The sequence below is a fragment of the Streptomyces sp. NPDC059564 genome, assembly GCF_042735575.1.
Lineage (GTDB): Bacteria > Actinomycetota > Actinomycetes > Streptomycetales > Streptomycetaceae > Streptomyces.
Window position 1 is genome coordinate 13523 of the sequence record NZ_JBHWBP010000058.1, and the last position, 19862, is coordinate 33384.

The following is a 19862-nucleotide window of genomic DNA, read 5'->3' on the forward strand; positions in this document are numbered from 1 at the left end:
CCCCCCCGCATTCGGGTGGCGGGCGGCGACAGGGCCGCGACGCGCCCGGGAGCCCGCGCGGGGCGCCGTAGCGTGCCGGACATGACCCCGCACCGCTTGCAGGCGGGCCCCATCGAGGCCCTCGTCCGCTCCGCCGACCCGGACGCCGTCTGGGCGGCGGGGTCGTCGGACGCCGTCCACGCGGGCTCGCCCGGCGACCGCGACACCCCCCTCGACGTCGGCGGCCTCACGGCGGTGCTCGCGCTGTGGCCCGTCCTCGGCAGCCTCGTCACCGAGGGGGAACTCGCCCTCCACACCCCGCTCACCGCCTACGGGGAAGCCGCCGCGGCGGGGCTGCCCGGCGGCGCCACCGCCCACCACCTGCTCACGCGCGGCGACGGCCCGCCCGCCCTCGCCGCCCTCACCCGCCTCGCCGAGCACCTGACCGGCACCCCGCTGGCCGAGTTCGCCCGGACCCGGATCTGGGGCCCGCTCGGCATGACCGGCACCCGCTTCGCCGACGGCACCCTCTACGCGCCCCTGGCCGACCTCGTCCGCTTCCCGCGCCACCTGCTCTCCACCGCCGACCACCCCATCAGCCGGGCCTGGACGGCGCAGTCCCTGCGCATCCGCACCGGCGAGCTCACCCCCTCCCGAGGCCTGCTCTGGCATCCGGCCCCCGCCGGGGTCTGGGCCCACCACGCCCCGGCCGCCCCCGGCCCGGCCCTGTGGATCTCCCCCCGGCGCGACCGCTGGGCCGCCCTCCTCCCGAGCACCGGGGCCGCCCCCGCCCCGGCCGCCCCGCTGCGCACCGCGTTCCGCGAGGCCGTCTTCCGCGAGGCCGTCTTCAGCGAGGCCGAATCGCATACAACTCCCGCTCTCTGACGGGGTGTTGTACGATCCGGCCGAGATGACCAAAACCCGCGGGAAGAACCCCGACGCGCCCGGTCCCCCGAGCCCCTGGGACGAGATCACCCCCGGCCTGTGGATGGGCGGCCACGTCTGGGCGGACGCCGCCGGAGAGCTGCGCCCCGCCGTCGTCACCGACGAGTTCGACCTCGTGATCAGCCTCTACACCCGGCCCGGCCACGGCCCCGGCCCGGACGCCGAACACCTGGTCGGGGAGATGCCCGACGCACCCCTGACGGCCGCCCAGCTCGACACCGTCCGCCGCCTCGCCGAAGCCGCCGGACTCGCCCTCGACGCCGGGCGCCGGACGCTGGTGCGCTGCTACTACGGCTACAACCGCTCCGGCCTCGTGGTCGCCCAGTGCCTCGTCGGCCGGGGCGCCGCACCCGACGAGGCCGTCGACCTCATCCGGAGCAGGCGCTCCCCCTGGGCCCTGCACAACCCGGTCTTCACGGACTACCTCGCCACCGGGCTGGACGCCGCCGCCCGGCTCGCCGGGCTCGACCCACTCCCGTAGCGCAGTCGGAGCGCGCGCCCGCAGGGCCCGACGTACGGTGATGCCGAAGTCGCTCGCCGTACGCGGACCACCACCGTGGCCCGCGGACGGCCGTACCCCCGGCCCGCACCCCTGTCGCACCCCCGCGAGGAGCCCATGTCCGACGCCGTGACCGCGCCGGCCACCGACCCGGACGTCGACGCGCTCGACGCCCTGTGCCGGGAACTGGCCGAGGCCGCCGACGCCGTGGGCGAGGCCGCCTGCTACGCCTCCGGGATCGCCCTCGGCGCCCGCCTGCCCGCCGCCGCCCTCGTGGGGCGCGGCAGCCGCCGGCGCCGCGCCTGGCGGACCCTGCTGCGCACGCTCACCGACCCGGCGGGCCTCGGCTGGGCCCCGCGGGGGCGGGGCGTGGCCCGGGCCGGGTGGTTCGCCGGGATCCTGGCCCGCAGGGAGAGCCTGGCGGTGACCACCGCCGTCTGCGGGCTGAAGGCGCGGATCCGGGTCGCCGGCGTGGGCCGCCCCGACCTGCTCGCGGACCCGGACTGCGCCGCCGTCCTGCGGGCGGTGGCGGAGGGCCGGCAGGACGAGGCGGCCCGCGCCTTCCGGGTGATCCTGCGCGAACGGGGCGCGGCACAGGCCTTCACCCTGCTGGCCCCGACCTTCGCGGACATCCTGGCGTGGCAGGCGCTGACCGACGAGAACCCCTTCAACGACCACGCGGGCTGGCAGGTGGCCACCGGCCGGGCCGTGACCGCCGAACCGCTCCTGGGCCTCGGGGCCGCCCTGCGCGCCTTCTTCGCCCGGGGGCCGGGCCCGGATCAGGAACCGAGTCCCGGGACGGGGCTGCTGGAGGCCCTCGACACCTCCGGCACGCTCGCCGGGTACGTCCGCAACACGACCCTGCTCGGCGAGGCCGACGCCCTGCTCGTCCAGCGGGTGACGGGCCTCGCGGACACCTCGCGCTACGTGGTCCAGCTGGCCGACCGGGACTCCTCGCGCGCCCTGGACGTGGCCCGGGCCCTGCGCGCACTGGTCCCCTCCGGCGCCGAACTCGTCCTGGTCGGCCACCGGCTGGGCGCCGTCACCGCCATGGACCTGGCCCGGGACCGGGACTTCAACGCCGTCTACGCGCTCACCCACGTGTTCGCCGTCGGCTCCCCGGCCGACGCCCGCAGCCCGGCCGACTCCCGTACCCGGGTGCACCCGCTGGCCTCGGCGGCCTCCGTCGGCGGGGCCGTGTCCGCCGCCGACGGGAAGGTCACCGGCAGCCGGCTGATCCCGCTCGGCGAGGCGGACCGCCCGCCGGCCACGACCTCCTGGAGGAACCCGTGAGCGACACCCCGCGGATGCCCCCGCCCGCCCCGGCCGACGGCCTGCGCAGCCACTGCGCGGCCCTGCGCTCCCACGCCCGCCGGCTGCGGGCGGGCGCCGCCGCGCTGGAGTGGCGGGGCCCGCAGGCCGACGCCTTCCGCGCCGAGGTCGCCGCCGTCGCGGACCGCTGCGCCCGGGCGGCGGACGGCTTCGCGCTCGCCGCCGCCCAGCTGGACGGGGTCCACGGCGGTGTCACAGGACGAGTGACAACAACAGGACGAAGCCCAGGCCCGTCACCGAGATGATGCTCTCCATCACCGACCAGGTCTTGAGGGTCTGCCCGACGCTCATCCCGAAGTACTCCTTGACCAGCCAGAACCCGGCGTCGTTGACGTGGCTGAAGAACAGCGATCCCGCGCCGATCGCCAGCACCATCAGCGCCGTCTCCGTCGTGGACATGCCCGCCGCGAGCGGGGCCACCAGCCCGGCCGCCGAGATGGTGGCGACCGTCGCCGACCCCGTGGCCAGCCGGATCGCCACCGCGATCAGCCATCCCAGCAGCAGGGCCGGTACGGCCCAGTCCTTCGACAGGTCCAGGATCATCTGACCGACGCCCACGTCGATCAGGGTCTGCTTGAAGCCGCCGCCCGCACCCACGATCAGCAGGATTCCGGCGATCGGCGCGAGGGACTTCTCCACCGTCGACGACAGCCGCTCCCGGGTGAACCCGGCCGCCCGGCCGAGGGTGAACATCCCCACCAGCACGGCCGACAGCAGAGCGATCAGCGGGGATCCGGCGACGTCGGTGACCTTCTGCAGTCCGTTGGCGGGGTCGTCGACAACGATGTCGACGAGGGCCTTGACCAGCATCAGCGCCACCGGCAGCAGCACGGTGAAGACCGTGGCCCCGAATCCGGGGCGCCGCTCCAGGTCCGCCGACGGGCGCGCGGGGATCATGTGCTCGGGCGCCGGTATGTCCACCCAGCGGGCGGCGTACCGGGCGAACAGCGGCCCGGCGATGATCACGGTCGGTATCGCGACGACGACGCCGAGGGCGAGCGTGACGCCCAGGTTGGCGTGCAGGGCGTCGATGGCGACCAGCGGGCCGGGGTGCGGCGGGATCAGACCGTGCATCACCGACAGGCCGGCCAGGGCCGGGATGCCGATGCGCAGGAGCGAGTAGCCGCCCCGCTTGGCGACCAGCAGCACGACCGGGATCAGCAGCACGATGCCGACCTCGAAGAAGAGCGGCAGTCCGATCACGGAGGCGATCAGCACCATGGCCCAGGGCATGGCCCGGCCCTTGGCGCGGGCCAGGATCGTGTCCACGATCTCGTCCGCGCCGCCGGAGTCCGCCAGGAGCTTGCCGAGGATCGCGCCGAGCGCGATGAGGACGCCGACGCCCGCGACCGTTGCCCCGAGGCCCGCGGTGAAGCTGGCGATCGTCTTGTTCAGCGGGGCGCCCGCGAAGGCCCCGAGGGCCAGCGAGCCCACCGTCAGGGCCAGGAAGGCGTGCATCTTGAGGCGGGTGATGAGCAGGACGATGACGGCGATGCCCAGCAGGACCGCGATGCCCAACTGGGCGTTCCCGGCGGACGTGATGGGTCCGGGGGCGGCGGCCGCCGCCAGTGTCTCGACGCTGAGACCGGTCACGGTGGGTTTTCCTGACTCTGTGGAGGTACGGGACGGGGGAGCGTGCTCCGCGTCAGAGGCGGCGCAGGGCGGCGAGCGCCCGTTCGGTGATCTCCTCGGGACTGCCGGCGACGTCGACGGCCACACCCGATTCGTCCGCCTGGAGCGGTTCGAGGGTGGCGAACTGGGAGTCCAGCAGGGTGGTGGGCATGAAGTGGCCCGTGCGCGCGGCCATCCGCTCCCCGATCAGGGCCCGTTCCCCGGTGAGGTGGACGAACACGACCTCGGGGGCGGCGGTGCGCAGCCGGTCGCGGTACGCGCGCTTGAGGCAGGAGGCGGCGACCACGCCACCGCCCCGCCCCGCCCGGTCGCGGATCCACACGCCGATGGCGTCGAGCCAGGGCCCGCGGTCGGCGTCGTCCAGCGGGGTGCCCGCCGACATCTTGGCCACGTTGGCCGCCGGGTGGAAGGCGTCGCCCTCCGCGTAGGGGAGGCCGAGGGCCTCCGCGAGGCGCCGGCCCACGGTCGTCTTGCCCGTGCCGGCCACGCCCATCACCACAATGACGCGCTGGGAGCTCACGCCGAACCTCGCTGTCCTCGTTGACATCGGCCCCGGGAGGGGGGAGGCCCGGGGTGGCCACCACCCAACCCTATTAAGTAGTACTTATTCAAGAGGTCGGCGTAAAACATCACACCATTGGTGAGCCCGGCCGTCACCGTACGCTTACGCCATGACCACCGAAGGCAGTCCAAACCCAGGACTCCACACCCAGGTTTTGGACACCCTCGGCCTCGCGATCACGGCGGGGGAGCACCCGCCCGGCAGCGTCCTGCGCACCGACGAGATCGCCGTGCGCTTCGACGCCTCCCGCACCGTGGTGCGGGAGGTGGTCCGCGTCCTGGAGTCGATGCAGCTCGTCGAGTCCCGCCGCCGGGTCGGCGTCACCGTCCGCCCCGCCGAGGAGTGGAACGTCTACGACCCGCGCGTCATCCGCTGGCGCCTCGCCGGCCCCGACCGGCCCCGCCAGCTGCGGTCCCTGACCGTCCTGCGCTCGGCGGTCGAACCCGTCGCGGCCGGACTCGCCGCCACCCGCGCCACCCCCGAACAGTGCGCGCAGCTCACCGAAGCGGCCCTCGGCATGGTCCGCACCTCGCGCGGCCACCAGCTGGAGGGCTACCTCCACCACGACGTCGCCTTCCACCGCATCGTGCTGAACGCCTCCGGCAACGAGATGTTCGCCCGCCTGGGCGACGTCGTCGCCGAGGTGCTCACCGGCCGCACCCAGCACTCCGTGATGTTCCACGACCCCGACCCGGCCGCCGTCACCCTCCACGTCCGCGTCGCCGAAGCGGTACGGGAAGGGGACGCCGCCGCGGCCGAGGCCCTGACCCGGCAGATCGCCCTCGGCGCCCTGGAGGAGCTCGACGTCCTCGCGCCCTGACTCCGTCCGGTACGCGCACCCCGCACCGTGCGCCACACTGGGCGCGTGCGGGGAGATGCCGAGGGCAACGAGGACGGATCAGCCTCCTTCGTGGGGCGGAACGCCGAACTGGCCGCGCTGTGCGCGGCCCTGACGGAGCGGCGGCTGATCACCGTGACCGGGCCCGGCGGCGTCGGCAAGACCCGCCTGGTCCGGCAGGTCCTGGCCGCGGCCGACGGACCCGCCGGGCCCGCCCGCCCCTTCCCCGACGGGATCCACTGGGCCGACCTCTCCCCGCTGCCCGGCGACCGGCTGCTCGTGGACACCGTCGCGGACGCGCTCGACCTCGCCGACCACACCCCGCGCACCCTCGCCGAAGCGGTGGCCGAATGGATCGGCGCGCGCCGGCTGCTCCTCGTACTGGACTGCTGCGAACATCTCATCGCGCCCGTACGGGTCCTCGTACAAGACCTGCTGGACGCCGCACCGCACCTCGTGGTGCTCCTGACCAGCCGGGAGCCCCTCGCGCTGGCCGCCGAGCACGTGCTGGAACTCGGGCCGCTGCCGCACGCGCCGCACGCCCGGGAGGCCCTCGCCCTCTTCACCGCGCGGGCGGACGCCGTACGGGCGCGGCCGTGGACGCCGCAGCGGCTGGCGGCCGCCCGCGCGATCTGCTCCCGCCTCGAAGGGGTCCCCCTCGCGCTGGAACTCGCCGCCGCGCAGTTGACGGACCACACCGTCGAGGAACTCGCCGACCGGCTCGCCCGCCGGATCGGCCCGCTGTCCGGCGGCGCCGGGGACCGGCCGCCCCGCCACCGGGCCCTGCGCAGCGCCATCGGCTGGAGCCACGAGTGGTGCACGCCCCGCGAACGCCTGCTCTGGCTGCGGCTCTCCGTCTTCGCCGGCACCTTCGACGGGGCCGCCGCCCGGGCGGTGTGTTCCGCGCCCCCGTTCACCGCCGAGGAGGTCCCGCCGCTGCTCGCGTCGCTCGTCGGCAAGTCCGTCGTGCGCAGCACCGGAGACGGCACCGTCTACCGGATGCTCGACACGATCCGCGAGTACGGGGCCATGTGGCGCGACGGCATCGGCGAACGGGACGCGCTGCGCGCCCGGCACGCGGCCCACTTCCTGGACCTGGTGCGCGCCGCGGAGGCGGACTGGATCGGCCCCGGGCAGCGCGACGCCTACCGCAGGGTCGCCGCCGCCTACGGGGACATCTGCGCGGCCCTCGACCACCTCCTGGCCACCGCGCCCACCGCGGCCCTCGAACTCGCCGGGCGCGTCGGCTTCTTCTGGGCCTGCTGCGGCTGCCTCCACGTCGCCCGCTCCTACCTGGAACGGGCCCTCGCCGCCGCCCGCCCCCAGGACGTGGACACGCCCGGCCGGATGCGCGCCCTGTGGGCCCTCGGGGTGACCCTGCTCCTGCAGGGCGCGCACGAGGAGGCCCACCGGATCGCGGTGGCCTGCGAGGCCCTGGCCGCCCGGCCGGACGCGGGCCGGGGACCGGCCCTCGACGCCGCCTACCTGCTCGGCGTCAGCCACCTGCTGGCCGGCCGCCCGCTGGCCGCCCGGATCGTGGCCGACAACGCCCTGGAGGCCTTCCCCGGCACGCCCTTCGAATCCGGGCCCCGGCTGCGCTGCCACCTCGTACGGGTCTTCGCGCTGACCGGCACCGGACTGTTCGCCGACGCGCGGGAGGAGGCCGAGCGGCTGCGCGCGGAGTGCGAGGCCCGGCAGGAGTACTGGACGCGGGCCTACGCCGACTACCAGCTGGCCCTGATCGGCCTGTTCGAGGGCCGCCCCGCCGAGTCCGCCGAGCACGCCCGGGCGATGCTGGAGAGCAAGCGGGAACTCGGCGACAGCTTCGGCACCGCCCTCGGCCTCGACCTGCTGGCCGCCGCCCGGGCCGCGAACGGCGACGGGGCGGGCGGCGCGCGCGCCTACGGTGCGGGCCACGCGTACTGGCAGGCGGTCGGCCACCCGCAGCGCGGCACGCCCGAACTGCGCTCCATGCACGAGGAGTTCGAGCGGTCGGCCCGAGAGGCCCTCGGGGACGAGGCCTACGAGGCCGCCTTCGCGGAGGGCGTCCGCCAGGGCCACGCCCTCCGCGGCCGGCCCCACCCGGCCTGACCGGCCCCGGCCCGAGCGCCTCGGCGCGAGGCGTGTTCAGGCGGCGGGGAGGGCGACGGGCATGACCAGGGTGGTGAAGGTGCCCTGGTCGGCGGAGCGGACGAGGGCGGGGCGGGCCGTGGCCGGGATCTCCAGCAGGACGTCCGGCCCCACGCTCGCCTCCAGCGCGCCCGCCAGCACCGCCGGGTCGAAGCCGACCCGGACCGGCGTGGCCTCCCCGCACACGGCGGGCAGCTCGGCGTCCGCCACCCGCAGCCGGTCGGGCCCCAGTTCCAGGGCCACGGCGGGGCGCTCCCCACAGGCGTCGAGGGCGCCGAGCAGCGCGACCCGGTCCACGACGACCCGGTGGACGGGCACGGGCAGGGCCTCCAGGGCGGCGAGCATGTCCCGGTAGGCGGGGTAGGTCCCCTCGGACACCGGCAGTTCGCGCGACCCGCCCGGGTGGCTGACGGTCAGGGGGGTGCCGGGCGGGCCCGCCGTCAGGGTGACCTCGGCGGCCCGGGCCGCCCAGGCGCCGAGCGCGGCCAGGGCCGGGGCCTCGACCAGCAGCCGCCCGGGCGGTCCGGTCACGGCGGCGGGGCGCAGGGTGCGCAGCGAGAGCCGGTGGCGGTCGGTGGCCACGAAGCGGACCTCGTCCTCGTCGAACTCCACCAGCACGCAGCCCAGTACGGGGTGTTCGGGATCCCGCCCGGCCGCCGGGGCCACCTGCCGGACGGCGCTCGCCAGCTCCGGACCGCCGAGGGTGACCTCGGTGCGGGCGGGCCCCGCCGGGAGGGTCTCCAGGACGGCGCGGACCGCCGCGTCGGCGGCCCGCCCCGACTCCCGTACCGTCCGGCGGTGCCGCTCCAGTACCCGTCGGGCCCGTTCGGGCGGCCCGTCGAGGACGGTGACCACGTCGGGCAGGGCCAGTCCCGCCGCGCGCAGTCCGCGCAGCAGAGTGGCCCGGGCCCGCTGGGTCTCGGCGTAGTACCGGTATCCGGTGGCCGGGTCTACGTGGGCGGGGAGCAGTACGCGGCAGTCGTCGTAGAAGCGCAGGGCGCTCGGCGCGAGCCCGACGAGGCGGCCGAAGGTGCTGATGCCCATCAGTTCAGGGGTGGCGTCCATGGACCCGATGATCGGCTTTCATCCCACTCGAAGGTCAAACCCGCGGGCCCGGAAGTTCCAGCCGGCCGTGGGACGGGTCGCTCAGTGCCCGTCGGGCCCGGCCGTCGCCGTGCGCGGGGTGGTCTGCTGGACGGCCCAGCCGTTGCCGTCCGGGTCGGAGAAGTAGACGAAGGACCCCCACGGCATGTCCTGGATCTCCGTCACCTCCACGCCCCGGCCCCGCAGGTCCGCGTACGCCTCCTCGATGTCGGCGACCACCACCTGCAGGTTGTCCAGCGACCCCGGGACCATCCGGGTCAGCCCCTTGCCGATGGCGATCGAGCAGGCCGATCCGGGCGGGGTCAGCTGGACGAAGCGGATCTCGTCGCTGACGGCGGCGTCGTGGTCGGCGTGGAAGCCGAGCCGTTCGTAGAAGGCCTTCGCCCGGTCGACGTCGGTGACCGGGACGGCGACCAGTTCGAGCTTGATGTCCATGGCGGACTCCCCTCGTGAGCGGACGGGCCCGGCGCCCGGACGGCGCGCGGGCCCCCCGGCATCATGCGCCCGAGGCCGCCGCCGCGCCGCCCGGAAGGGGTTCGGGGGCCCCCGTGTCGCGGGTGGCGAACTGGGTCCGGTACAGCTCCTCGTACCGGCCGCCCACCGCCAGCAGCTCGTGGTGCGTGCCGCGTTCCACGATCCGGCCCTCCTCGACGACCAGGATCAGATCGGCGGCCTGCACCGTCGAGAGCCGGTGCGCGATCACCACGGCGGTCCGGTCCGCGAGGGCCTCGGCCAGCGCCTCCTGCACGGCCGCCTCGGAGGTGTTGTCCAGGTGGGCGGTGGCCTCGTCGAGGATCACCACCCGCTGCCGGGCCAGCAGCAGCCGGGCGATGGTCAGCCGCTGGCGTTCGCCGCCCGACAGCCGGTAGCCGCGCTCGCCGACCACCGTGTCCAGACCGTCGGGCAGCGAGGCCACGAGCCCGTCGAGGCGGGAGCGGCGCAGGGCGTCCCAGATCTCCTCCTCGCCGGCGCCGGGCCGGGCCAGCAGCAGGTTGGCCCGTACCGACTCGTGGAAGAGGTGCCCGTCCTGCGTGACCATGCCCAGCGTCTCGCGGATGGAGTCGGCCGTCAGGTCGCGTACGTCGATCCCGCCCAGGCGGACCGCGCCCGCGTCGGCGTCGTACAGGCGCGGCAGCAGCTGGGCGATGGTCGACTTGCCGGCGCCGGAGGAGCCGACGAGGGCGACCATCTGGCCGGGCTCGGCACGGAAGGACACCTCGTGCAGGACCTGGGTGCCGCCCCGCGAATCGAGGGTGGCGACCTCCTCCAGGGAGGCGAGCGACACCCTGTCGGGGGAGGGGTAGCCGAAGGACACCCGGTCGAACTCCACCGCCACCGGCCCCTCGGGCACGGCGCGGGCGTCCGGCTTCTGCTCGATCAGCGGCTTCAGGTCCAGGATCTCGAAGACCCGCTCGAAGCTGACCATGGCGCTCATCACCTCGACGCGGGCCCCGGCGAGCGCGGTCAGCGGGGCGTACAGCCGGGTCAGCAGCAGGGCGAGCGCGACGACGGAACCGGCCTCCAGGGTCCCGCGCAGGGCGAAGTGGCCGCCCAGGCCGTAGACCAGGGCGAGGGCGAGCGCGGAGACCAGGGTGAGCGCGGTGATGAACGCCGACTGGGCCATCGCCGTACGGATCCCGATGTCCCGCACCCGGGCGGCGCGGGCCGCGAACTCGGCGGACTCGTCGGCGGGCCGCCCGAACAGCTTGACCAGGGTGGCACCGGGGGCGGAGAACCGTTCGGTCATCTGCGTGCCCATCGCGGCGTTCAGCGTGGAGGCCTCCCGCTGCATCCCCGCCATCCGCGCGCCCATCCGGCGGGCCGGCAGCACGAACACGGGCAGCAGCACCAGGGCCAGCAGGGTGATCTGCCAGGAGATGGTGAGCATCACCCCCAGCGTCAGCAGCAGGGTCACGGTGTTGGAGACCACCCCGGACAGGGTGTTGCTGAAGGCCCGCTGCGCGCCGATCACGTCGTTGTTGAGGCGGCTGACGAGCGCGCCCGTTCTGGTCCGGGTGAAGAAGGCCACCGGCATCCGCTGGACGTGGTCGAAGACGGCGGTCCGCAGGTCGAGGATCAGGCCCTCGCCGAGGGTGGCGGAGAGCTTGCGGGTCAGCAGGCCGAGGCCCGCCTCGGCGACCGCGATCACCGCGATGAGCAGGGCGAGCCGGGTGACGGCGTTGTCGTCCCCGGCGCCTGCGCCCTTCACGATGGCGTCCACGATCCGGCTGGCCAGCAGCGGGGTGGCCACCGCGAGGAGCGCGCCCACCACACTGAGGAGCAGGAAGAGGGTCAGGCCGCGCCGGTGCGGGCGCGCGAAGGTGGCGATCCGGCGCAGGCTCGCCCGCGAGAGGGGGCGCCGGTCTTGCTGGGCGTTGATCGCGCTGTGCAGCGAATGCCAGGCGGTGACTTCCATGTCCATGCGCCCCACGCTAGAACCTCAACCAATGTCCAGGTCAAGGAATTGCTCCATGGCCGTCCGTTGGGGCGGGCAACTTCCTTGAGCGGAAGGGATGTTCGCAACCCTCGTGCCGGGTCTGCGCCCGGTGGCATCATCGGGGGATGACGCAGGCATCATCGTCCGCCCGCCCCGAGCCCCCCGCCGTCGACACCGTCCTGGAACGCTTCGGGCAATGGGTCCGCGACACCCCCGAGGCCCCCGCCGTCCTGCGCGGCGCCGAGGAACTCTCCTACGGTGAGCTCGACGCCCGCGCCAACCGGCTGGCCCACCACCTGCTGGACGGTGCCCTGCCCGCCGGCGGACTGGTCGCCATCGGCGTCGGCGCCCGGCCCGAACTCCTCGTCTGCCTCCTCGCCGCCCTCAAGGCGGGCGGCACCTACGCCGTCATCGACGCGGACGCCCCGCGCACCGGACGGAGCCAGCTCGCCGCCCTGCCGCCGTACGTCCTGCTCACCGACGCCGCCCACCAGGTGGGCCTCGGCCTGCCCGAGGGGCAGCGCGCCGTCCGCCTCGGCGCGGAGGCCGCGCGGATCGCCGAGCGGCCCGAGACCCCGCCCGTCCGTCGCCCGGTGGACCGGGACGCCGCCCTGCTGTTCACCGGTACCGCCCTCCCGCGCCCCGTCCGCGTCGGCCACGCGCTGCTGCTCGCCGCGTACGGGAGCTGGGCCGAGGCGGCCCGGCTGACATCCGCCGACCGCCACCTGTTCACCTGCGGCCCCGACGTCACCGCCTTCGCCGCGGGCTGGACCCGCCCCCTGTGCTCCGGCGGCGCCCTCGTCCTGCCCGGGCGCCGGCCGGACGCCGCCGACGGGCCCGGGGAACTCCTCGACACCGTCCGGGACCAGCGGGTCGGCGTCCTGCACACCGACCCGGCGACCGCGGCCCGGCTGCTGCTCCGCGACGACCGGCCCGGGCCGCCCGTCCCCCGCCCGCGCCGCGAGCCCGCCGACGCGGACCTCGCCACCCTGAGGCTGCTCGCCGTCACCGGGGACCGGCTCTACCTCGACGAACACAGCGCGCTCCAGGCCCGGTTGCGTCCCGGCGCCCGCGTCCTCAACGTCTACGGCCCCACCGAAGCCGCCGGCACCGGCACCTACTTCGAACTCCCGCAGCTGCCGGGACCGTTGGACGAAGCCGAGCGGATCTCCCTGCTCGGCACGCCCTTCCCCGGCTTCCGTGCCGACCTGCGCGACGGGGAGATCCGCCTCGCCCCGCCCGGCGCCGACGCCCTCCCCACCGGCGACCTCGCCGTCCTGCGCCCCGACGGGCTCCTGGAGTTCGCCGGGCGGCTGCGCGACCGGATCACCCTGGACGACGGCACCCGCCTCGACCCGTACACCGTCGAGTCCGAGATCCGGACCCACCCGGCCTTCGGCGCGGCCGTCGTCGCCCGGGTCACCTCCGGACCCCGCTCCCGGCTCGTCGCGTACGTCGCCCCGCCCGCCGGGGACCCCCTGTGGCCGAGCGGCCCCGAACCGGTCGGCCCGGAGGCCCTGCGGGCGCACCTGGAGGGGAGGGTCCCACCGGCCGGGACCCCGAGCCACCTGATCCGGCTGCGCGTCCTGCCCCGCACGAGGGCCGGGCAGGAGGACCGCGCGGGGCTTCCGCAGCCCCCGAAGTCACCGCCGCCCGCGCCCGCGCCCGGGCCCGGGCGGGCACGCAGTGGCAAGGCGAGCACCGCCGCATCGGGCGAGCTCCCGTCCGGCTGCGCCGTGGGCTGCCTGGGCTTGGTGCTGGGCGTGGCCGCGATGATCCTCACCGGGTGGCTCTGGCCCGGCTCGACCGACCTCACCGGGGTGCCGGGCCCCTGGGCGTTCCTCTTCTTCGTCCTCTACCTGTGCGAGAGCGCCGCCTTCGCCGCCGGGGTGATCTTCCTGTTCGGCGGCCGCAAGAGGATGGCGCGCCAGGGCCGGGGCCGGGCCCTGACCACCGCCGCCCACCTGTCCGTGTCGTACCTGCTGATCGCGTGGTGGCCCCAGGACAACTTCTACCGCCTGGCGTCCAAACACGACTGGCCCCGCCAGGCCGCCCTCGTCTACGCCTTCAACATCCCCCTGATGATCGCCGCCCTGTTGGTGGTCTGCTACCTCCTCCGAGGCCCCCGCTCCCCCTTCGACTTCGACGACTGACGCCGCTCCGGAGGCTCAGGCCGGGGCCGGTGGGCCGGCGAAACGAGCGAAGCCCGCGCCGGTCGCGAGGGCCGCCGCGCGTACCCGTGCCTCCGCCGCGTCCAGCTCGGCGGCGCTGCGCGCGGCCAGCAGTACCCCGAGCCAGGGCGCCGGATCGAAGGCCCCCGTCACGATGGCCGGGACGAACACCGACCCCGACTCGGCGCAGGACGCCGCCAGTTCCGCGCACAGCTGCTCCAGCTGGGGCTCCGGCAGCCGCGCCCCCAGCTCCACCCGGTCGACGATCCGTACGAGGTGCCCCGCGCCCCGCAACTCGTCCAGCCGGGCCGCCACCATGAAGGCCACCGACGGCCCCGTGAGCCGCAGGTTGGCCTCGGTCGGCGCGAGCCGCCCCGCCGCGTCGGCGACGAAGTCCACGTCGAACCAGCCCCGGTAGCCGGAGGCCGCCAGCTCCCGGCCCACCGCCGCCCCGAAGGCCAGCAGCGGCTCGGCCAGCGCGGCGGGCACCACCCCCGGCCCCACGGTCGCACCCCGGTAGGCGCCCTCGGACACCTCCATCACCGCCGCTCCGGCCTCGTGCGGGCGCCCGCCGCCGTCCACGAACCCGTCGTACGTCAGGTCCCGCGGCCCGTCCGCCGGGTCCGCCACGTACTCCTCCACCAGCAGCGGCCCGCGCGGCAGCCCGCGCAGCACCGCCCGCGCCCCGCCCGCCGCCCGGACCCGCCCGGGCGTCACCACCGTCGTGCCCGAACCCCCCACGCCGTGCTCCGACTTGAGCACCGTCGTCATTCCGGCCCCGGCTCGCTCCGCCAGCATCCGGACGGCCGCCCGGCGGGTCGCCGCCCGCCACTGCGCGGGGAGCGCGATCCGCGGGTGCCCGCCCTCCGCCAGGATCCGGGCGAACAGCGCGTGCGCCGCCGACTTGGACTCGTAGCGCAGCTCCCGCGGCCGCCACGGCAGCCCGGCGAGCCGCCCGTACGGCTCCGTCCGCCCCCACGGTACGAGGGGCAGCCCGCGCCCCGACACCCGCGCGGCCAGCTCCGGCCGGGCCAGCACGGCGTCCGACAGGCTCAGGTCCCGCTCCGCGAGGCCGTCGTGGACCTCCACCTCGGGCCCCCAGCCCAACTGCCGCCCCACCAGCCGGATCCAGCCCGGCGGCACGGAACGCGGCAGCACCAGCGCGGCCGGGTACGGGCTGTAGAACGCGGCGAGACAGGCGTAGTCGTGGGCGGGGCGGTGCTCGCGGCCGACCGAGGCGTCGGCGAACTGGGCGTTGAACTCCGCGACGTTGCCCACGTGCACCGCCGGGACCCCGCCCGTCCAGGCCCGCGCCCAGCCGGCGAGGGGAACCGGCGCCACCTCGAAGCGCACCAGCCCCGGCGCCGCTCCGGCCGAGGGCACCGCGCCCATCGCCCGGTAGAACCCCGCCGCGTACGGATCGGAGTCGATCAGCAGGCGGCGGACCCCGAGCGCGGCGGCCCGGCGCACGGCGTCCCGGTACAGCAGCCGCCCGATGCCCCGGCCGATGGCCGCCGGCTCCACGAACAGCAGCCCGAGCCGGGCGACGGTCGCATCATCCCCGTCGGCGTCCGAAGGTTCCAAGGACGCGAGACCCAGCACACCCCCCTCCCCGTTTTCGGCCACCACGACGCGCCGGTCCGCGAGTTCCCCGTCGTGGACGGCCAGCTCCGGGGCGCACGCGGCGAGGAATTCCGCGTCGTACCCCCAGTACGCCTTGGACCGCATGACCAGCGCCGTCAGCGCCCGGGCCTCCCCGTACCGCGCGGCCCTGACCTTTGCCATTTCCTGACCTCCCCATGGTCCACGGCCGGGCCGTGAGATAGATTCGGCCTCCCCACGGCACGTCCCTGGCACATCCCTATCCCGCCCACGTCCAGACAGGCTTCTCAATGAGCGACATCATCAACGGACTTGGCCGTACGAGCGCGTACGGCGCCGTCGGCCTCGTGCTGCTGATCCTCGGCATCGTCCTGGTGGACGTGCTGACGCCCGGGAAGCTCCCGAAGCAGATCTGGGAGGAGCGCAACCGCAACGCGGCCCTCCTGCTCAGCTCCGCGCTCCTCGGCATCGGCGGCATCGTCTTCACCTCGATCTGGACGACGTACGACGACTTCGGCAAGGGCCTGCTGTCCACCGCCGCCTTCGGCGTGCTGGGCCTGGTCCTGATGGCCGTCGCCTTCCTGGTGCTGGACCTGGTGACCCCGGGCAAGCTCGGCGCCATCGTCGTCGACCCCGAGCCGCACCCGGCCGTCTGGGTCACGGCCTCCTGCAACCTCGCGGTCGCCGCGATCGTGGCGGCCTCCATCGCCTGACCCGTACGGCACGACGAGAGCGCCGCTCCCGAGGGGGAGCGGCGCTCTCGTCGTGTACGGGTCCCGCCCGGCCGGCGTCAGGCCAGGCCCAGCGCGAACACCGCGAACCCCGCCGCCAGCAGCCCCGCCACGGTCCGCCGTACCGCCGGAGCCCCGCGCCCCCGCTTCGGCGGAGCCTCGAACCGGCGCGCGTACCGGGCGATGCCGACCAGCAGCACCGCGAACACCGGCATCCACGCCACCCGCGCCAGGATCCACCCCACCGTCACGGGCGCCGTCGTCAGCCCGGCCACCCCGCCCACGAACGAGGCGGGCATGGCCGCCGCCAGCATGGCGCTCTGGTGCCAGCACAGGATGGTCATCGCGGACAGGTTGACCACCACCACCGGCGCCCACAGCGCCGGCCGCGCCAGCAGCCGCGCCAGCCGGTCCCGCAGCAGCATCGCCGCACCCGACTGGGCCGAGGCCAGCGCCAGCACCAGCAGCGACGGCGGATGCGAGTTGGTCCGCGCCTCACCCGGCACCCCGACCATCGACGCCGGGTAGTGGAACACCACCAGCAGTGCCGCGAACAGCACGCCCCCGCCCACCAGCAGCAGCCACGCCCCGCGCCGCCCGATCCGCCGCTCGCCCCACGACACGCCGAGCTGGTACGCGAACATCCAGCCCGGCAGGACGTTCAGGACCGACAGCCACGACGGCACCGCGTCGGACAGCGGCCCGTACCGCAGGAAGTCCACCACCGCGACCGAGGCCAGCAGCGGCGCCGCCGCCCACCCGCCGAGCCGCCGGGCGGCCCACACGCAGTACGGGGTCAGGGCGGTCACCACCGCGTACACCCCGACGAACCAGAGCGGCTGGATCACCAGCGTCGCCCCGGTCCGCAGCGTGGCCTCCGGCACCCCGGCCGCGTACAGCACCGGCGCCGCCAGCGCCCACACCGCCGTCACCCCGAGCACCGGCCGCCCCAGCCGCACCATCCGCCCCTTGAGCCAGGCCCCGGTCGAGCCGGTGCGGCGGTGGAAGGAGAGCACCGAGGCGTAGCCGCCGACGAGGAAGAAGATGCCGAGCATCTGCAGCACCCAGCTCGCCGGGGCCAGAGCGCCGAAGGAGGATAGCGGGCTGGCGTTGTGCAGCCCGCCCTCCGGGTCGAGGGTGAACCCGCCGAGCAGCCAGTGCCCGGTCGGCACCGCGAGCAGCGCGAGGGCGCGCAGCCCGTCGACGGCCCGGTCGCGATGCGCGGGCGTCCTGCGCTCGATCCGTTCGGCGACTTCCCTGACCCGGCTCGTCACGCTCATCGGACGTCTCCCTTCGCGATCGCGGCGAAGGCCGCCAGGGACTGGGTTCCGGGGGCGAAGTAGCCGGTGTGGCCGACCACGTCGGCGGCGGGGATCCGGCGGGCGCCGAAGGCCGGGGAGGTGGGGTCGGCTCCGTGCCCGATCCCCGCGAACTCGACGTTGGGCACGTTGGCGATCCAGTCCGACGGACCGCGGGCCGCCCAGACGCGGGCACCCGTACGCAGGCCCGCCGCGCTGTCCGCACGCATCCCGGGGGAGCCGAACGCCACGATGTCGGTGGCGTCGGTGTGCCGGGCCGCGATACCGCAGACCACCGAGCCGTAGCTGTGGCAGAACAGCACCGGGTCGGGCACTCCGACCGCGTCGAGGCCCGCCGTGAACCGGGCCAGCCGCACCGCGCCCGCCTCCGCGAGCCGGCCGTCCGCCGCGTCCAGGCCCACCCCGACCGGAGTCGTGTAGCCGGTCCACGCGATGACCGCCGTGGCCCCGCCCGCCGCCGCCCGCAGCGCCCGGGCCATGCCGGCCGGACCGGTGTCGGGCTTGCGCGGGGCGTCGTGGGAGGCGGCGTCGTTGTCCGACCCCGGCACGATCACCGAGACGTGCTCCGCGCGCTCCAGGTCCCCGAACACCTCGGCGACCTGACCCCGCCCCCGCGGGTCGAACGCGAGGATCTGCCGACCGGGCGAGGCGAGCGAGCCGTACCGGCCCTCACCGGTGGCGATGACGGCCTGCCGATTGGCCTCGTACCGCAGCGCGACCGGACCCCCGTCCAGATTGCCGACCACGAGCGGGTGACTCCGTACGAGCTCCCGCCGCACGGCTTCGTCGAGCCCGGCGAAGAACCGTGCCACCTCATCCGGTGTGGCCCGCGCCGGATCGGGCAGCGCCCGCCCGGCCACCGCATCGGCCCGCCAGGCGGCGGCCCCGGGCGGCGGCCCGGTGACGGCCCGCTGACTGTCGCCGGAAGCCCACCCGGCGGTCCCCACGACAACGCCCCCCGCGAGCACGACCGCGGCCAACGTCCTTCCGAAGCGGCGCATGCCCCTTCTCCTCTCCTCGCAACGAGGAGGAAGGTAAGAACGAGGTACCCGACAACACGTCGCACCCAGGAGCCAACTACCAGGTCATACCCGAGTAGGGGGTGGAGGAGCCGGAGTCTTTATCCTTGCCTTTCCCCGGGTTTCCTTAGCCTTCTGTCCCCCCTGTGTCCCCCGCGTCCCCCCACAACGCACCCACAGCACGGGTGGGGCTTTCCGCAGCTCAGGTCTCTCTGCCTGAACTGCGAAGACTCGTTGAAGTGACCGGCGCACTCAGTTCGCGACTCTTTGGAGACAGGGGCGCGATCCGGCTCTCATACGCGCAGGATCATGCGTTGCTGGCCGGGGTCCCACACGCACTCGGTGTACAGCCGGTTCAGGTCGGGCTCGGCGCCTTCGTCGTCGGCGTTGCACGGTTCTCTGAAGCCGTCGACGGGCTGGTAGTAGAAGCCGTACTCCTCGCACTCCTCCTCGCCGGGCCAGCGCCCGGTCCAGAGGGTGAGGCAGATCGTGCTGGGGTGTTGGCAGCCGCTGCGTTGGAATCCGGTGAAGGCGCAGCGGGCGAGGTCGCACCAGTTGGTGTGGAGGTTGCCGGGGTGGGCGTGGCACTTGGGGCAGGTGTCGCTGTTCTTGGGGTTGGTTGGTGCTTCAGGGTCGGGTGTGAGCTGAAGTCGGCCGAGCCAGAGGTTCTTGAGGTAGTGGTCGAGTTCCTTGCCGTCGGCGATGGAGTGGAGTCCGAGGGTGCGGTGGAGGAATTCGCGGAGGAGGCGGGTGGGAAGCTGGCCGAGTGCCCAGTGGAGGGTGAGGGCCCCGTTCTTGTGGCGGGTGATCCAGCGGGTGCGTGCGCGCCAGGACACGGTGAGGGGCGTGTCCGGATTGGTGGTGAGTTGAGTGATTTGGTGGCCGTGGTTTTCCAGCCAAGTTCTCGTCGCGTTGCTGTAGAAGGTGATGAGGGTTCGTCGTGCATCGTCCTGGTTTGTGGCCGCGTGCTGGTGGAGGTCGATGATGGGGCCGAGGTCGGGGTGGGTGTAGGCGTTGGCGGGGCTTGCGCCGGGGTCTCGGCGGATGATGCGGAGGGTGTGGGGGCGGCCGAAGAGGGGGAACTGCTCACCATCCTCGATGACCTTCATTGGGTTCTCGAGTGTGGTCTCGCACAGGTGGGTGAGCTGTCGGTATATCCAGCGGCGGCGGCGGGTGACGAGGTCGCGGGCTTCTTCGTCGGTGGTGGTGTGGGGGCCTCGGACGATGATGTTGCCGGTGCTGGCGACGTCGAGTTCGAGGCTGGTTCGATTGCTGGTCTTGATGGTGATGCCGACGTCGTTGGCGGTGATGTTGCGTTCGTGGATATAGGCCACTGTGCGTGTCTCTTTCCCTTGATTCTTATATCTAGATTCTACTATGTATGGGGAGGGGGTCAACTGCGATGAAGACCAGCAAGGGGCTGGTGACGAGCCCGGCGGGGGGGGGGCGGGCGTGCGCCCGCCCCAGCCCGGAGTGGCGGGGACGCCGAAGTGGGAAGGCGCGGGAGAAGTATGAATAGGACCGCCCCACAGCCGAGGCCACCCCCCACAACCAGGAACAAA

Annotated in this window: 17 protein-coding genes; 8 read left to right on the plus strand and 9 right to left on the minus strand. The window is 74.7% G+C overall.

The window, feature by feature from the left end:
* The first annotated feature begins 81 nt into the window (after positions 1 to 81).
* From ACFV0Q_RS13515 to ACFV0Q_RS13530, 4 genes are all read left to right on the plus strand, one after another.
* Complete coding sequence (locus tag ACFV0Q_RS13515) at positions 82 to 864, plus strand: hypothetical protein (protein ID WP_385004677.1); 783 nt, start codon at positions 82 to 84, stop codon at positions 862 to 864.
* Between the two features lie 25 nt (positions 865 to 889).
* Positions 890 to 1405 carry a protein phosphatase gene (locus ACFV0Q_RS13520; RefSeq protein WP_385004679.1) on the plus strand — a complete coding sequence of 172 codons (516 nt, stop codon included), beginning with the start codon at positions 890 to 892 and terminating at the stop codon, positions 1403 to 1405.
* A 135-nt stretch (positions 1406 to 1540) separates the two neighbouring features.
* Positions 1541 to 2716, plus strand: a complete 1176-nt coding sequence (locus ACFV0Q_RS13525) for a hypothetical protein (RefSeq protein ID WP_385004681.1) — start codon at positions 1541 to 1543, stop codon at positions 2714 to 2716.
* A complete protein-coding gene (locus ACFV0Q_RS13530; RefSeq protein ID WP_385004683.1) occupies positions 2713 to 3000 on the plus strand; it encodes a hypothetical protein in 288 nt (95 codons plus the stop codon). Before ACFV0Q_RS13525 ends, ACFV0Q_RS13530 begins: the two co-directional genes overlap by 4 nt.
* On the opposite strand, the gene ACFV0Q_RS13535 is transcribed toward ACFV0Q_RS13530, so the two are convergent.
* Both ACFV0Q_RS13535 and ACFV0Q_RS13540 read right to left on the minus strand, forming a co-directional pair.
* Positions 2948 to 4348 carry a gluconate:H+ symporter gene (locus ACFV0Q_RS13535; protein ID WP_385004685.1) on the minus strand — a complete coding sequence of 467 codons (1401 nt, stop codon included), beginning with the start codon at positions 4346 to 4348 and terminating at the stop codon, positions 2948 to 2950. The genes ACFV0Q_RS13530 and ACFV0Q_RS13535 overlap by 53 nt on opposite strands.
* Before the next feature lie 52 nt (positions 4349 to 4400).
* A complete protein-coding gene (locus ACFV0Q_RS13540; RefSeq protein ID WP_385004687.1) occupies positions 4401 to 4934 on the minus strand; it encodes a gluconokinase in 534 nt (177 codons plus the stop codon).
* A gap of 124 nt (positions 4935 to 5058) precedes the next feature.
* On the opposite strand from ACFV0Q_RS13540, the gene ACFV0Q_RS13545 reads away from it, so the two are divergent.
* Both ACFV0Q_RS13545 and ACFV0Q_RS13550 read left to right on the plus strand, forming a co-directional pair.
* Complete coding sequence (locus tag ACFV0Q_RS13545) at positions 5059 to 5769, plus strand: FadR/GntR family transcriptional regulator (RefSeq protein WP_385004689.1); 711 nt, start codon at positions 5059 to 5061, stop codon at positions 5767 to 5769.
* A 45-nt stretch (positions 5770 to 5814) separates the two neighbouring features.
* Positions 5815 to 7878 carry an ATP-binding protein gene (locus ACFV0Q_RS13550; RefSeq protein WP_385004691.1) on the plus strand — a complete coding sequence of 688 codons (2064 nt, stop codon included), beginning with the start codon at positions 5815 to 5817 and terminating at the stop codon, positions 7876 to 7878.
* 36 nt (positions 7879 to 7914) lie between these two features.
* On the opposite strand, the gene ACFV0Q_RS13555 is transcribed toward ACFV0Q_RS13550, so the two are convergent.
* From ACFV0Q_RS13555 to ACFV0Q_RS13565, 3 genes are all read right to left on the minus strand, one after another.
* The gene (locus ACFV0Q_RS13555; RefSeq protein ID WP_385004693.1) at positions 7915 to 8982 is read right to left on the minus strand and encodes a MerR family transcriptional regulator; all 1068 of its coding nucleotides are present in this window, start codon (positions 8980 to 8982) and stop codon (positions 7915 to 7917) included.
* An 81-nt stretch (positions 8983 to 9063) separates the two neighbouring features.
* Positions 9064 to 9456, minus strand: a complete 393-nt coding sequence (locus tag ACFV0Q_RS13560; RefSeq protein ID WP_385004695.1) for a VOC family protein — start codon at positions 9454 to 9456, stop codon at positions 9064 to 9066.
* A gap of 61 nt (positions 9457 to 9517) precedes the next feature.
* The gene (locus tag ACFV0Q_RS13565; protein WP_385004697.1) at positions 9518 to 11443 is read right to left on the minus strand and encodes an ABC transporter ATP-binding protein; all 1926 of its coding nucleotides are present in this window, start codon (positions 11441 to 11443) and stop codon (positions 9518 to 9520) included.
* A gap of 140 nt (positions 11444 to 11583) precedes the next feature.
* Here ACFV0Q_RS13565 and ACFV0Q_RS13570 point away from each other — a divergent pair, with 140 nt between their 5' ends.
* Positions 11584 to 13611, plus strand: a complete 2028-nt coding sequence (locus ACFV0Q_RS13570) for an AMP-binding protein (protein ID WP_385004699.1) — start codon at positions 11584 to 11586, stop codon at positions 13609 to 13611.
* 15 nt (positions 13612 to 13626) lie between these two features.
* Here ACFV0Q_RS13570 and ACFV0Q_RS13575 read toward each other — a convergent pair whose 3' ends face one another.
* On the minus strand, positions 13627 to 15414 hold the full coding sequence (locus tag ACFV0Q_RS13575) for a GNAT family N-acetyltransferase (protein WP_385004701.1): 1788 nt from the start codon (positions 15412 to 15414) through the stop codon (positions 13627 to 13629).
* 107 nt (positions 15415 to 15521) lie between these two features.
* Here ACFV0Q_RS13575 and ACFV0Q_RS13580 point away from each other — a divergent pair, with 107 nt between their 5' ends.
* Complete coding sequence (locus ACFV0Q_RS13580; protein ID WP_385004703.1) at positions 15522 to 15944, plus strand: DUF350 domain-containing protein; 423 nt, start codon at positions 15522 to 15524, stop codon at positions 15942 to 15944.
* Positions 15945 to 16021: 77 nt separating this feature from the next.
* On the opposite strand, the gene ACFV0Q_RS13585 is transcribed toward ACFV0Q_RS13580, so the two are convergent.
* The 3 genes from ACFV0Q_RS13585 to ACFV0Q_RS13595 all read right to left on the minus strand — a co-directional run bounded on the left by ACFV0Q_RS13585 (position 16022) and on the right by ACFV0Q_RS13595 (position 19634).
* Positions 16022 to 17242 (minus strand): acyltransferase, encoded by a 1221-nt coding sequence (locus ACFV0Q_RS13585; RefSeq protein WP_385004705.1) that lies wholly within the window; start codon positions 17240 to 17242, stop codon positions 16022 to 16024.
* Entirely contained in the window at positions 17239 to 18282 is a 1044-nt protein-coding gene (locus tag ACFV0Q_RS13590; protein ID WP_385004707.1) for an alpha/beta hydrolase, read from the minus strand. Before ACFV0Q_RS13590 ends, ACFV0Q_RS13585 begins: the two co-directional genes overlap by 4 nt.
* Before the next feature lie 311 nt (positions 18283 to 18593).
* Positions 18594 to 19634: a YgjP-like metallopeptidase domain-containing protein gene (locus ACFV0Q_RS13595; protein WP_385004709.1), complete on the minus strand. Its 1041-nt coding sequence runs from the start codon at positions 19632 to 19634 to the stop codon at positions 18594 to 18596.
* Between the last annotated feature and the right edge of the window lie 228 nt (positions 19635 to 19862).

Bases quoted from the DNA above. Each gene is read 5' to 3' on its own strand.
- ACFV0Q_RS13515 (WP_385004677.1), top strand. From the start codon at position 82: ATGACCCCGCACCGCTTGCAGGCGGGCCCCATCGAGGCCCTCGTCCGC.
- ACFV0Q_RS13520 (WP_385004679.1), top strand. From the start codon at position 890: ATGACCAAAACCCGCGGGAAGAACCCCGACGCGCCCGGTCCCCCGAGC.
- ACFV0Q_RS13525 (WP_385004681.1), top strand. From the start codon at position 1,541: ATGTCCGACGCCGTGACCGCGCCGGCCACCGACCCGGACGTCGACGCG.
- ACFV0Q_RS13540 (WP_385004687.1), bottom strand. From the start codon at position 4,934: ATGTCAACGAGGACAGCGAGGTTCGGCGTGAGCTCCCAGCGCGTCATT.
- ACFV0Q_RS13545 (WP_385004689.1), top strand. From the start codon at position 5,059: ATGACCACCGAAGGCAGTCCAAACCCAGGACTCCACACCCAGGTTTTG.
- ACFV0Q_RS13555 (WP_385004693.1), bottom strand. From the start codon at position 8,982: ATGGACGCCACCCCTGAACTGATGGGCATCAGCACCTTCGGCCGCCTC.
- ACFV0Q_RS13560 (WP_385004695.1), bottom strand. From the start codon at position 9,456: ATGGACATCAAGCTCGAACTGGTCGCCGTCCCGGTCACCGACGTCGAC.
- ACFV0Q_RS13565 (WP_385004697.1), bottom strand. From the start codon at position 11,443: ATGGACATGGAAGTCACCGCCTGGCATTCGCTGCACAGCGCGATCAAC.
- ACFV0Q_RS13570 (WP_385004699.1), top strand. From the start codon at position 11,584: ATGACGCAGGCATCATCGTCCGCCCGCCCCGAGCCCCCCGCCGTCGAC.
- ACFV0Q_RS13575 (WP_385004701.1), bottom strand. From the start codon at position 15,414: ATGGCAAAGGTCAGGGCCGCGCGGTACGGGGAGGCCCGGGCGCTGACG.
- ACFV0Q_RS13580 (WP_385004703.1), top strand. From the start codon at position 15,522: ATGAGCGACATCATCAACGGACTTGGCCGTACGAGCGCGTACGGCGCC.
- ACFV0Q_RS13585 (WP_385004705.1), bottom strand. From the start codon at position 17,242: ATGAGCGTGACGAGCCGGGTCAGGGAAGTCGCCGAACGGATCGAGCGC.
- ACFV0Q_RS13590 (WP_385004707.1), bottom strand. From the start codon at position 18,282: ATGCGCCGCTTCGGAAGGACGTTGGCCGCGGTCGTGCTCGCGGGGGGC.